Consider the following 12246-nt stretch of genomic DNA (forward strand, 5'->3'; position numbering starts at 1 on the left):
CCGACCCCTTCTCCCACGCTGGGGCGGTGCCCTCATCCCCCGACCCCTTCTCCCACGCTGGGGTGGTGCCCTCATCCCCCGGCCCCTTCTCCCACGCTGTGGGAGAAGGGGAGGAAGAGGTGGGGGAAGGGGGGACGCTGTGGGAGAAGGGGAGGAAGAGGTGGGGGAAGGGGGGACGCTGCGGGAGAAGGGGAGATAATCGAGGCGCGGCTGGTTTGTGTCCTCACATTGTCGGGCGCCTCTGTCCTTGTCCGTTCTTATCCGTCATCGAGGATCGAAGATGGCGTTACTGGGGAGTATGGGGGCGGTCCCAACCGGAGCGGTCCCGTCGGGGGGAAGAGTTGGTACAAGTCTTATCCGTCATCGAGGATCGAAGATGGCGTTACTGGGGAGCAGCAGGGCGGTCCCAACCGGAGCGGTCCCGTCGGGGGGAAGAGTTGGTACAAGTCTTATCCGTCATCGAGGATCGAAGATGGCGTTACTGGGGAGCAGCGGGGCGGTCCCAACCGGAGCGGTCCCGTCGGGGGGAAGAGTTGGTACAAAAATGACGAAGGCTGCCGGTGGCAGTGAAGTGATCCCAACGATGGTCAAGGGAGCCGCGAACGATGCAAGGGGACATTTATTTGGGCCGGGTGCTGGGGATACCGTTTCGGGTGCACTGGAGTTGGTTTGTGGCGGTGTTGCTGATTGCTTGGACGCTGGCGGACCATTACTTCCCGCAGATGCTGCCGGAGCACGGGGAAGCGGGCCGGGGGTGGTTTTGGATGTGGGGTGTGGCGGCGGCGTTGGGGTTATTTGTGTCGGTGCTGCTGCATGAGCTAGGGCATGCGCTGGCGGCCCGATTTTACGGGATTGCCACGCGGGGCATTCGGCTGTTCATTTTCGGGGGCGTGGCGGAACTGGGGGGCGAGCCGCGCCGGCCGATCCACGAGATTGTCATCGCCGTGGCCGGGCCGGCGGTGAGCGTGCTGCTGATCCTCGTGTTTTCCTTCGCCGTCAGTCTGGTGGTGCTCGGCAGCGGGTTGACCTTCGTGGCGCTGGAAGACGGCAGCGGCTGGCAATTGCTCGGCGGCTCGCGCTGGGTTAGTGCCGTGGCCGCCCTGTTCTATTACCTGGCCATGATCAACACCGTCCTGGTGCTGTTCAACCTGATTCCGGCGTTTCCGCTCGATGGAGGGCGTGTGCTGCGCGGCGTGGTGTGGCTCGTGAGCGGGGATTATCTCGGCAGTACCCGCCTGGCAGCGATGGTGGGGATCGGTTTTTCCTGGCTGCTGTTTGTGGGCGGATTTTTCCTGGCGATGCTGGGGCATTTCCTGGCGGGACTGTGGTTTTTCTTCCTGGGGATGTTTTTGCAGAATGCGGCGACCTCCAGCGTGGCCTATGCCCAGATGCAGCAGTTGCTCCGCGGGGTGCGGGTGGTGGACATTCTCTGTCGGGACCCGATCGTCATGCCGGCGGGTTTGACCGTGCGCGAAGCGGTGGAGCTGTTCTTCCTGCGGCGGCCCTACAAAGCTTATCCGGTGGTCCAGGCGGATGGCCGCTTTGTCGGCATGCTCAATCTGGCGGATGTCCAGCAAGTCGAGCCGGCCCAGTGGGAGCAAACGACCGTGGGGGAACTGGCTGCGCGGGGGGAGCGCGTGCCGGCCGTGCGCCTGGATGAACCGGCGATCCGCGCCTTGCACAAACTGGCGGAAAGCGGCCAAAGCCGCCTGCCCGTCCTGGAAAACGGCCATCTCGTGGGTTTGGTCTGCCGGCGCGATCTGATGAACTACATGGAAATCCGGGCCGGATTGATCGCTCCGCGGGAGTGGGCTGTCTCCAGGGCCGAGGAGTAGGGCCGCGGCAGTTCCTGGGCGGCTGTCGCTTTGCTCAGGCGCCGCTTTTTCCCTCGCCGATTCTGACGGAACGGTCCCGATGGCGCAGGTGTTCCAAGCGCCGCACGAATGCCTCTGGCTGGCGCACGCCGGGCAAGATCAAGCGACGATTGGCCGCCTGAATCTCGATGGTGCCAATTCCCAGGCAGCGTCCGAATACCCCCCGGCGGATTGTCACCTGGCGAATCTCGTCCAGCGGCAGCGGCGGCTGATACGGATGCCAAAAGCCAAAATCGACCAGTAAAGCCCGATCTGTCAAGCGGTAGGTATAGGTGACGGTGCGGTAGAAGAAGAGGGCCGCTAAGATCGGCCAGACGGCCCAGGCCAGGAGGAAGACGGCCAGCGCCCCCATGCGATCCGCCAAGCCGGAGAGGTCTTCAAAGTACCACCGGCCCAGCCAGACGCCCCAGGAGAGGATCGCCGTCCCCGCCACAAGCACCGCCAACGCCCGCGGATCGTAGCCATACCAGGCCAGGTCCCGATGCGCCGGATCGGAAGAATCGGCCATCGATTCATTCTCCCAGAACGTACAATCGACCGAAAGCGTCTCTTCTATTCTCTCGATATTATTTGTCAGTGGGATGCCAGAGGATTGCGAATCCAGAGAACCGAGTCCTGTAAAAACAACCGAACTTATCAAGTTTTTTGTGGCAAGCCTCTTCTCTCAGGAATATAATTGGAATAGACTTGTCAGGAAGCGAGCGGCAAGTGTGTATGTTACCTTTCCCTGTCTCTTTCCAGAGGTGGTGATGCCATGAACTACATTCAACAGCGCCGTCAGACATTGACGCAAAGTTTGAAGAAGCACGGGGTCGATGCGTTTTTAGTCACGGCCGTGCCGAACGTCACGTATTTGACGGGTTTTACGGGCGATTCGAGTTATTACATCGCCACGCACCGGCACAATTACATTGTCAGCGACGCGCGCTACGAGGAGCAAATCCGCGAGGAGTGCACGGAGCTGGAAGTCATCATCCGCGGTCATGACAAGACGACATTGGAAGCGGCGGCGGAAGTGCTCAACAAGAGCGGGGCCAAGAATGTCGCGGTAGAAGGGAATCGGATCACGGTCGGGGAGTTGGAGCAGCTCAAGAGTTTATCGCCGCGGATCACTTTCGTGCCGATCAACGGCGAGGTGGAGTCGATGCGGCTGATCAAGGACCCGTCCGAGGTGGAGCAGATCCGGGCGGCGGTGCGGATCGCGGAGCGGGCCTTCCAGATGTTCACGGCCACGCTGCGGGAGACGGACACGGAGAAGGAGATGGTGGATGCCCTGGACGGGTACATCCGCCGGGCGGGGGGTCGAGCGCCGGCCTTCCAGCCGATCGTCGCCGTGGGCGAGCGCGGCGCGCTGCCCCATGCTCCGCCGACCAACAAGCAGTTGGGCGAAGGGAGCAAGCTGGTCATCGACTGGGGCGTGGACCTGATCTACAAGTGCGATCTGACGCGGACGATCCGCAGTCCGTTTACCACGATGCCGATGCGCAAGAACAAGTACGAGCGGGTGGGGGTGAACTTCGAGGAGGTGTACAACATCGTGCTATCGGCCCAGAATGCGGCCCTGGCGATGATCAAGCCGGGGGTGAAGGCCAAGGATGTGGACGCCGCCGTGCGCAAGGTTTTCGACTCGGCCAAGCTGCGGCGCGGCCCCAAGGATGTCAAACTCAGCGACTTCTTCACCCACGGACTGGGCCACGGCATCGGCCTGGAACTCCACGAAGCGCCCCGCATTCGCGCCAACTCCAACGACGTCCTCGATTCCGGCATGGTCATCAGCATCGAACCGGCGCTGTACATCCCCGGCTGGGGCGGCGTGCGGATCGAAGATAACGTCCTGGTCACCCACAACGGTTGCACCTTGCTGTCTTCCGTGGCCCGGCAGTTGCCCGCCGGCGTGGAACAGGAGACGGAAGAAGCCGTCGAGTGATAGCTCCCCTCCGTCCTGAGCGAACCGGAGCGATCGCGTGCGGGTTGCCCGGCGCCCTGTCCAAACCTTTCCGTGGCGGGCAGGAGCCTCGGGGACCTGTTTTGGCTGGATTCAGCCGCTTGGACCTTCCCCGCTGCCATGCACGGTCCAGTGGTGCCGTGTTCTGCGGCCGGTGGGCGGGGCCAGGCGGGTTCGACCACCGCTGCCGCCGAGGGTTCCGATCACTACACTAATGCCCCTAACGGGAATGCCGAAGTGAGGGTCAGGCGCCGCGCCTCCGCGACGGTCCAGGTGCTGCCCATGTGCACCGGCGGGCTGGCAGCGGAGGACAGCGGTTGAGCCGCCCGTGGCAGAGCCGGTGGTGTCTGCCCGACACAGCCGCGCTAGCCGAGACCGGCGGGCGGCCTCTGGCAGCGGAAGGCCTCCTCTGAGCGGATGTGTGAGGACGAGACTGTGGCGGAAAGTAATGACAAACACGAATCGCCCCGGCCGTTCGATGTGCGGACGGTGGAATATCTGCTCAAGCTGATGAGCGAGCATGATCTGAGCGAAGTGGACCTGCGGGAAGGGGACCAGCGCATCCGTTTGCGGAAAGGTCCGGCGCCCGCTTCGGCGGCACCGTATGCTGCTCCTCTCCTTCCTCCCGCTCTCGTTTCCGCTCCGACGGCGGCCCTGTCTGCGGAGTATCGGCCCGCCGCCTCGAATCCGCCCGCGGCGGTCGCCGATCCCCCGGCTTCGGCTCCTGCTTCCCCGCCTGCTCCCCCGGCGACGAGCCGCAAAATCCACGAAATCCGTTCCCCCATGGTCGGCACCTTCTACTCCAAACCCAAGCCGGACAAACCCGACTACGTCACCGTTGGCTCGCGGGTGTCGCCAAATACCGTCGTCTGCCAGATCGAAGCGATGAAGCTGTTCAACGAGATCACGGCCGATTGCAGCGGGACCATCGTGGAGGTGTGCGTGAACAACGGCGACTTTGTGGAATACAATCAGGTGCTCTTCCGGGTGGAGCTGGATTGAGAGACGGCCAAGCGGCGGCAAACCGCCTGGTTCGGTAAGGGGGGGCAGAGGCCGAGCCGGTCCAGGTCCGGCGGGCGGCTGAAGGGAGCGGACGCCAGAGCAAGTCGCAGCAGAGGAGCACAGGTCCTTGCCCATGTTCCAGAAGATACTGGTCGCGAATCGAGGGGAGATCGCCCTGCGGGTGATCCGGGCCTGCCGCGATCTGGGGATTCAGGTGGCGGTGGTGTATTCGGAGGCGGATCGGGGAGCGCCGTATTTGGAGCTGGCGGATCAGGCGATTTGCATTGGTCCGGGTCCGGCGCCGGAGAGTTATTTGAAGATTCCGCGGATCATCGCAGCGGCGGAAGTGGCCGGGGCGCAGGCGATTCATCCGGGCTACGGCTTTCTGTCCGAGAACAGCAAGTTTGCGGAGCAGTGTCGGGAGTCCGGGATCGAGTTCATCGGTCCGCCGGTCTCCGCGATGGAGAAGTTGGGGAACAAGGACAAGGCCAAGGAACTGGCCCGAGCGGCGCGGGTGCCCACGGTGCCGGGCAGCGACGGGATCGTCACCTCGGATGAGGAAGCGCTGCGGGTGGCGCGTGCGGCAGGATACCCGGTGTTGATCAAAGCGGCGGCGGGCGGCGGCGGCAAAGGGATGCGCCTGGTCCGGGAGGAAGCCGCCTTGCTGCCCCTGCTCCATCAGGCCCGCGCCGAGGCTGAGGCCGCCTTCAAGGATGGCAGCGTCTTCATCGAAAAATATCTGGAACGTCCCCGCCACGTCGAAGTGCAAATCCTCGGCGACCAGTACGGCAACGTCATCCACCTCTTCGAGCGCGATTGCTCCCTCCAGCGGCGGCACCAAAAACTGGTGGAAGAATCCCCCGCGCCCCACTTGCCTGACAGCGTCCGGCAAGCGATTTGCGAAGCGGCGGTGCGCCTGGCCAAGGCCGCCGGCTACTACTCCGCGGGCACCTGCGAGTTCCTCGTCGATCAGCAGTACAATTTTTACTTCATCGAGGTCAACGCCCGGATCCAGGTGGAGCATCCGGTCACGGAGCTAGTCACCGGCGTGGACCTGATCCGGGAGCAGATTCGCATTGCCGCCGGGGAGAAGCTGCGCTACCAGCAGGCGGACATTGTCCAGCGCGGCTGCGCCATCGAGGCGCGGATCAACGCCGAGAACCCGGAACAGGACTTCCGGCCCAGTCCGGGTACGGTCACCGTCTGGCGGCCCCCTGGCGGACCTGGCGTACGCCTCGACACCCACGTGGTCACCGGCTACCGCGTTCCCCCGAATTACGACTCTATGGTCGCCAAACTCCTCGTCTATCAGCCGACGCGGGCCGAAGCCTGCGCCGTCATGCGCCGGGCCTTACGTGAGTTCATCGTCGAAGGCATCCACACCACCATCCCCTTGCACCGGCAAATCTTCGAGCATCCCGCCTTCCTCGAAGGGCGCGTCTATACCACCCTCATCGAGCAGGAAATCCTCCGCCCGCGCCGCTCCGCCTCCGCCTAGTCCGCCGGCTTTAGGTTTGGCCGGCAGGGTCCCGGTGTGTCCCGCCCCGGGATGGGGCTTAGCCGTCATGGGATTAAGCTTCCCTCCGAGCGGGAGAGGAACACGCTTCTCCATTCCTTCACGTTTGCTCCACGGAAAATGTCCCTTCTGGATTCCTTCACGTTTGCTCCACGGAAAATGTCCCTTCTGGGGCTTCCGCCGCCGGAAGGTGTGAAGAGGCCGTGAGACTTGGATGGATTCTCGGCGCTCCGCCCGTCTTGCTCTCGCAGAAAGCTATCAGACCGTTGTAGGATGGAATAAAGCCGCCGGAGAAACAACGATGCGCTTTTCCCTGCTGATCTGGGATTTTGATGGCACGCTGGCGGATTCGTTAGCGCTGGCGCTGGAGTTGTTCAACCGCTCCTCGGCCGTGTGGGGGTACCGTCCGGTGACGGACGTGGAGGCGGTGCGGCATCTGTCGGCCCGGCAGTTTATGCGGCAGCATGGCATCTCCTGGTGGCGTCTGCCCCGGCTGGTGCGTTACTTTCATGCGGAGGCGGCGGCCTACGCCTCCCAATTGCGCCTGTATCCCCCGGTGGCGGAGATGTTACCCCCCCTGCGCGAGGCAGGCTTGCGCTTCGGCATCCTCTCGTCCAACAGCGAGGCGAACATTCGGGCCACATTGCGGGCCAACGGCCAGGAAGAGGCGTTTGAGTTCATCGCCTCCTGCCCGCGCCTGTTTCGCAAGGGTTCCGCCTTGAGACGGCTTGTCCGCCGCCTGGACGTGCCCCGTGAGCGCATTCTCTATCTAGGGGATGAAGTGCGGGACATCACCGCGGCGCGGAAGGCCGGCGTCGCCATCGCGGCGGTGAGCTGGGGGTTCCATGCTCTGCCAGTGCTGCGGGCCGCCCAGCCGGACTTCCTCCTGACGCATCCCCATCAGTTGTGGGACGTACTTGCGGCCGTGCCGGCGAGCGCGGAGCGCGCCCCTGGTGTTTCCCCCGGTGCCGCTCGGCTTCCCTCTCCCGCGGCGTAATGCCGGTGGATCAGATCATTTTGAATCCAGAGCAGTTTCTGGAAGGCCCGCACCAGCCGCTGCTCCGCCGCCTTTCCCAAACCCAGGCCGAAAATCGCCGCCGTCACGGCATCCGCCACGAATCCCATCAGGGCGTTCATCTGGACCTGCGGCACGTGAATGTTCGGATTTCCCGCCTGCCGCGTGTGAATCTTCCCCACCATGTCCAGGTATTCCACCATCTTGCCGTCGTAAGGACGCGTGACCAGGGCGCTGAGATAGCGGGCCAGGTGCTGCTTGCGATAGCGAATCTGGGGGTGGTCCATCGTCAGCTCGGCGAGAGACGGGGGCGTGGGGCCTTCATAGCCGTGCTGCCGGGGCAGAAAATGCCGCCAAGTGGCGTCCTGCTGGATCAGCTTGTCATACACGGCATCGACGAGTACCGGAACCAGCGGAGCCAAAGACGCCGCCGCCTCATGCAAAGCCGCCTCATCGTCTGGACCAAAACCGATAAAGTCGGCCAGATAACGATAACGGTACCCCAAGTCCCGTTCCAGGCGGGCTTCGTCGATCTGTCGCATGGCTGTCACTCCTTTCTCGGAAGGTGCAGGTGGGACCAGAACAACTCCAGGCGGGGACCCGAACCGCAGGCGGGATTTCCAGGTGCGGCGGGCCAAAGTGGAGGGAAAGAGGATATAGGAGTATTTTATCCTCTTTAGTGGGAGTGTAGCGTCGTATAATGGAAAGTCAAGGGGCAGGTGGTAGAAATCCGAAAAAAAAGTGGGGAGGCCGGTCGATGTTGTCTCAGACGGCGGAGTATGCTTTGCGGGCGGTGGTGTATCTGGCCTACGAAGCACCGGAAGCCCGCACGACGGAGCAGATTCATCAGGCGACGCTGGTCAAGCGGGCCTATTTAGCCAAGATTTTGCAGGGGCTGGCCAAGAAGGGGATTGTCACGACGCAGCGTGGGGTGGGAGGGGGCGTGGCCCTGGCGAAATCGCCGCAGGAATTGACCCTGCTGGAGGTGGTCAACGCCGTGGAGCCGCTCCAGCGCATCCGCACCTGTCCGTTGGGGATAGCCACCCACGGCAGCCGGCTGTGCCCGCTTCACCGGCGGATCGATGCGGTTTTGGCCGTCGTCGAGGAACAATTCGCCCGCACCACCTTGGCGGAAATTCTCTCCGAACCCGGCGCCAACATGCCGCTGTGCGAAACCCCTCGCCCGGTCAAACTCCAACTCCTCAAACGCCCGACCTGATCGGTTCCAACGTCCTCGCTCTCCCGGACCGGCCTATTCGGCCTGTGGGCCGTTTCCGCCGCCTGCTTTGAGCGGCTTCTGTGCTCCTCTCTGTTCCTTCATTTTCTCTCGTTTTCCCCGTTGTTCTCACATTTCCTCTTCTGCTACCCATTTTGGGGTGAGTCTCTCATTTGTCGCTCATTTTTGGACTTTTCTCCATGTGATGACTTTCCATTTTCGTCTAGTTTTGTACAATTGCATTTCCGTTTTTGGCTTTCCGTGACACGCGAAGTCAGGAAAAGGATGTCCACCCAGGAGGAAGCAGCCATGAGCATGGGAAAGCTGGCCGTGATGGCGAGGCTGGGGAAGCTGGTGGTGCTGGCCGGTCTAGCGGCGGGATGGTGGCTGGGGGGAGCGGCGGCGGTGCAGGCGGCGGAGGGGAACGGGGCCGAGAAGTCGGAGCGCAGCGAGGAGGAGGTACAACTGACGGAGGAGGAGCAGCAGTTGCTGGAGCTGACGAACGCCGAGCGGCAGCGGTGCGGTTTGCGGCCTTTGCGTCCCCATCCCCTGTTGATGCTGGCGGCCCGGCGGCATGCGCAGAACATGGCTCGCCAAGGCCGGTTGTCCCACACGCTCGATGGCAAGACCTTTGCGGATCGGGTCAGCGAAGTCGGCTATACCTATCGGCATCTGAGCGAGAACATCGCGTGGAATCCGGCGACGCCGTTGGCTGCCCTGCGCTGCTGGCTGGCTTCGCCGGGCCATCGGGCCAATCTGCTCGGACCTGGTGAGGAAGTCGGGCTGGCTGTGGCGACCAACGAGCGCGGCGAGCGTTACTGGGTCCAAGTCTTCGGCACCTCGGCCCGCTGAAGGCGGGGTTTTTCGCACCGGCGTTTTTGGTCCGCCGCTGGGTCTGCCTGCTGTCAACGCACTGCCCCCCGTTCCGCTTCCCCCGGCTGTTCGCCTTCCTTCCCTTGTCAAGAGGGCTGGATCGGGTGGAAGGGAAGGGTTTCGGCTCGACAGGGGCGGGGTTGGCCGCAGGGATGGCGGTGGGACTACAATGGGGTCGAAAGCGGGGGCGGGGAATGGCCCTGGCGACGGCCGCAGGGTGCCGGGCGATAGCCGCAAGCTGCCGCCGGATGCTGCTGGTCGAGAAAAAGCTGTCAGCAGGCAGGGAGCGGCACCTCCCCCGTCAAACGGAGAAGGGTCAAGCGACATGGGACGTGTCATTGTCATCACGGGTGTGACGCGGGGTTTGGGCCGGGCGCTGGCGGAGGAGTTTATCGCCGGGGGCCATGTAGTCGCCGGCTGCGGGCGGGATGCGGGGCGGATCGCGGAGTTGCAGGAGCGTTACGGCACGCCCCATCTCTTGGCCGCGGTGGATGTGCAGGAAGAAGCCGCGGTGCGCCGCTGGGCCGGAGATGTCCTCGCCCGCCTCGGCCCGCCGGACCTGCTGATCAACAACGCCGCCGTGATGGCCCGCCCCGCTCCGCTCTGGCAGTTGCCTGCCGAGGAGTTCCGCCGCTCGTTTGCGGTCAACGTGGCCGGCATGTTCTATGTCTTGCAAGCGTTTTTGCCCGCGATGGTGGAACGGCGCCGCGGTGTTATCGTCAATCTGTCCAGTACCTGGGGCCGCAGCACTGCGCCGCGCGTCGCCACCTACTGCGCCACCAAGTATGCCGTGGAAGGACTCACGCTGGCCCTGGCTCAGGAACTGCCCCGCGGCATGGCGGCCATCCCCCTCAATCCTGGCATCATCGACACGGACATGCTGCGCTCGATCTGGGGTGCCAACGCCGGCCGCTATCCCAAGGCCGAAGCCTGGGCCAAACGCGCCGCTCCCTTCCTCCTGCAATTGTCTGCCGATGACAACGGCAAGTCCCTAACTGTGCCGTGATCAAGCGCCGCTCATCCTGAAGCCGAACCTCTCTTGAATCGCGGCCCCGCGGAGGCGAAACTCCGAAGCGGAGAAGGATCAGGAGACCAGGGAAAAGAACAGCTCTTCCAGGTCGTTCTGACGGTAGTATTCCTGCAAGTCGCGGAGGGTGCCACAGGCGACGATCTGGCCGCGGGACATGATCGCGACCCGGTCGCAGAGTTTTTCCACCTCGCGGAGGATGTGGGTGGAGAAGAGGATGGTTTTGCCCTGGCCGCGGAGTTGTTGGATCGTCTGGAGCACGGCGCGCTGGACCAGGACATCGAGGCCGACGGTCGGTTCATCGAAGATGAGCACCGGGGGGTCATGGACCAGGGCGCGGGCGATCGAGACTTTTTGCTTCATGCCGGTGCTCATTTCCCCGCCGCGGCGGTGGCGGAAGTCGTTCATCTGCAAGGTAGCGAACAGTTCCTCCATGCGGCTGCGGAGGCGTTGGGGCGGTATTTGGTAAAGCTGGCCGTAGTATTCCACCATTTCCCAGGCGGTCATGCGTTCGTAAATGCCGGTGTTGGCGGAGAGGAAGCCGATGTGGCGGCGGACCTCGGCGGCTTGTTCCACCACGTCGAAGCCGGCGACACGCGCTAGGCCGCGGCTGGGCCGCAACACCGTGCAGAGCATCCGCAAGGTGGTCGTCTTACCCGCCCCATTGGGGCCGAGCAGCCCGAACACTTCCCCCGGTTGGACCGTGAAGTGCAGGTTCTCCACCGCAGCTTTGCTGCTGCCGCGAAACCACTTCGTCAAGCCCTGGACTTCGATCATTCCTGTTCCCCGCCTTCCCCACGCTTAGCTGCCGCCTCCCGTTCCCGCTGCCAACGGCGGTAATTGTCCCAACTCGCCGGCTCGATCGGAAAGGGGGGAGACATCTCGCCGTTCAGGTACAACTGCACCCAGTCGTGCTTTTCGCCGCTGTTATCCTCAACAGGGAAGAGCAGGAAGTCGCCGTAGTGGGACAGGGCCACTTGCCGGTCTTTCCGCCCCACTGCCACGACCAGGTCGCCCAATAGGGCTGCCTTCCAGGGCGGGCGGGTTGGCAGGTCCACAATCGTCGGGTCCGTGTGCGGATCGCCGTGGCGGATGTCTTGGAGGAACCGCTCGAACCAGCGCAACTGCGCGCGGTTGGGCCGGATGCGGAACAGCTCGCGCAGGTTGCGGTAGCTCTGCCACTGCCGCCAGGCGCTCAGCAGAAACAAGCCGATGAGGAAGGCCAGAATCGGATCGGGTCCAAACCCCACCTGAAATTTCAGGTACGCTATCATGCCGTTGAGTAAGGCGAAAGCCAGAAGAATCAGGGCGTCGCACAGCACTCCTTCCGCCGAGGGGAAGAACCACTTGTAGAAGGCGATTAGCAATTCCCCCAAGATGAAGAAGGCATAGATGGCCAGGATCAAGTCATTGCCGCCATTCTTTTGCGAGAGGAAGGCGAAGAAGGCCATGATCAGAGCGAAGACGAAGTTTTCCCGGCCGCTCCGCTGCACGGCCCGGCACAGATCGCGGTACATCAGGACGTGGACCAGCCGCTGGTGCAACTCCGCCGCACTCATCGAAGCGGCGGACTCCTTGTCGGAGGCCGCCTCGGAATCGCCTGACGCATCGGAACTGTAAGGAGTCCCCCAGGACATGGATGCTTTCCCCCTCATGCGGAGACAAGCCAACTGTGTTTGTGCTATTGTTTCCTCGGCCAGCCATTCTGGCAATCGGAGTTCTGCCGCTCCGGCGGGAGGAAGCGGCAGCAGCGGGCGGCGGGGAAGGACGGCAGCGGA

Annotated in this window: 13 protein-coding genes; 9 read left to right on the forward strand and 4 right to left on the reverse strand. The window is 63.4% G+C overall.

Annotated elements, in window-relative coordinates:
* Window positions 1–548, forward strand: a 548-nt coding sequence (locus tag H0921_RS17985; protein WP_228499671.1) for a hypothetical protein, incomplete at its 5' end; no start/stop codon positions are given.
* A gap of 57 nt (window positions 549–605) precedes the next feature.
* On the forward strand, window positions 606–1835 hold the full coding sequence (locus H0921_RS13280) for a site-2 protease family protein (protein ID WP_194538941.1): 1230 nt from the start codon (window positions 606–608) through the stop codon (window positions 1833–1835).
* Between the two features lie 34 nt (window positions 1836–1869).
* Here the strand turns inward: H0921_RS13280 and H0921_RS13285 are convergent, their stop codons facing one another.
* Entirely contained in the window at window positions 1870–2382 is a 513-nt protein-coding gene (locus H0921_RS13285) for a PH domain-containing protein (RefSeq protein WP_194538942.1), read from the reverse strand.
* Window positions 2383–2628: 246 nt separating this feature from the next.
* On the opposite strand from H0921_RS13285, the gene H0921_RS13290 reads away from it, so the two are divergent.
* The 4 genes from H0921_RS13290 (at window position 2629) to H0921_RS13305 (ending at window position 7334) form a co-directional block, all read left to right on the forward strand.
* A complete protein-coding gene (locus H0921_RS13290) occupies window positions 2629–3801 on the forward strand; it encodes a M24 family metallopeptidase (protein ID WP_194538944.1) in 1173 nt (390 codons plus the stop codon).
* Window positions 3802–4254: 453 nt separating this feature from the next.
* A complete protein-coding gene (accB, locus tag H0921_RS13295) occupies window positions 4255–4821 on the forward strand; it encodes an acetyl-CoA carboxylase biotin carboxyl carrier protein (RefSeq protein WP_315851901.1) in 567 nt (188 codons plus the stop codon).
* Window positions 4822–4954: 133 nt separating this feature from the next.
* Entirely contained in the window at window positions 4955–6319 is a 1365-nt protein-coding gene (gene accC / locus H0921_RS13300; RefSeq protein WP_194538948.1) for an acetyl-CoA carboxylase biotin carboxylase subunit, read from the forward strand.
* 319 nt (window positions 6320–6638) lie between these two features.
* Window positions 6639–7334: an HAD-IA family hydrolase gene (locus H0921_RS13305; protein WP_194538950.1), complete on the forward strand. Its 696-nt coding sequence runs from the start codon at window positions 6639–6641 to the stop codon at window positions 7332–7334.
* Here the strand turns inward: H0921_RS13305 and H0921_RS13310 are convergent.
* Window positions 7238–7894 carry a protoglobin family protein gene (locus H0921_RS13310; protein ID WP_194538952.1) on the reverse strand — a complete coding sequence of 219 codons (657 nt, stop codon included), beginning with the start codon at window positions 7892–7894 and terminating at the stop codon, window positions 7238–7240. The genes H0921_RS13305 and H0921_RS13310 overlap by 97 nt on opposite strands.
* A 215-nt stretch (window positions 7895–8109) precedes the next feature.
* Between H0921_RS13310 and H0921_RS13315 the strand changes: the two genes are divergently transcribed.
* From H0921_RS13315 to H0921_RS13325, 3 genes are all read left to right on the forward strand, one after another.
* The gene (locus tag H0921_RS13315; protein ID WP_194538954.1) at window positions 8110–8571 is read left to right on the forward strand and encodes an RrF2 family transcriptional regulator; all 462 of its coding nucleotides are present in this window, start codon (window positions 8110–8112) and stop codon (window positions 8569–8571) included.
* A gap of 306 nt (window positions 8572–8877) precedes the next feature.
* On the forward strand, window positions 8878–9420 hold the full coding sequence (locus tag H0921_RS13320) for a CAP domain-containing protein (RefSeq protein WP_194538956.1): 543 nt from the start codon (window positions 8878–8880) through the stop codon (window positions 9418–9420).
* Between the two features lie 346 nt (window positions 9421–9766).
* Window positions 9767–10447: an SDR family oxidoreductase gene (locus H0921_RS13325; protein WP_194539076.1), complete on the forward strand. Its 681-nt coding sequence runs from the start codon at window positions 9767–9769 to the stop codon at window positions 10445–10447.
* A 78-nt stretch (window positions 10448–10525) separates the two neighbouring features.
* Here H0921_RS13325 and H0921_RS13330 read toward each other — a convergent pair whose 3' ends face one another.
* Window positions 10526–11245, reverse strand: a complete 720-nt coding sequence (locus H0921_RS13330) for an ABC transporter ATP-binding protein (RefSeq protein WP_194538958.1) — start codon at window positions 11243–11245, stop codon at window positions 10526–10528.
* Window positions 11242–12105 (reverse strand): hypothetical protein, encoded by an 864-nt coding sequence (locus H0921_RS13335; protein ID WP_194538960.1) that lies wholly within the window; start codon window positions 12103–12105, stop codon window positions 11242–11244. The genes H0921_RS13330 and H0921_RS13335 overlap by 4 nt, the downstream gene beginning before the upstream one ends.
* Between the last annotated feature and the right edge of the window lie 141 nt (window positions 12106–12246).

The sequence above is a fragment of the Thermogemmata fonticola genome, from assembly GCF_013694095.1.
Lineage (GTDB): Bacteria > Planctomycetota > Planctomycetia > Gemmatales > Gemmataceae > Thermogemmata > Thermogemmata fonticola.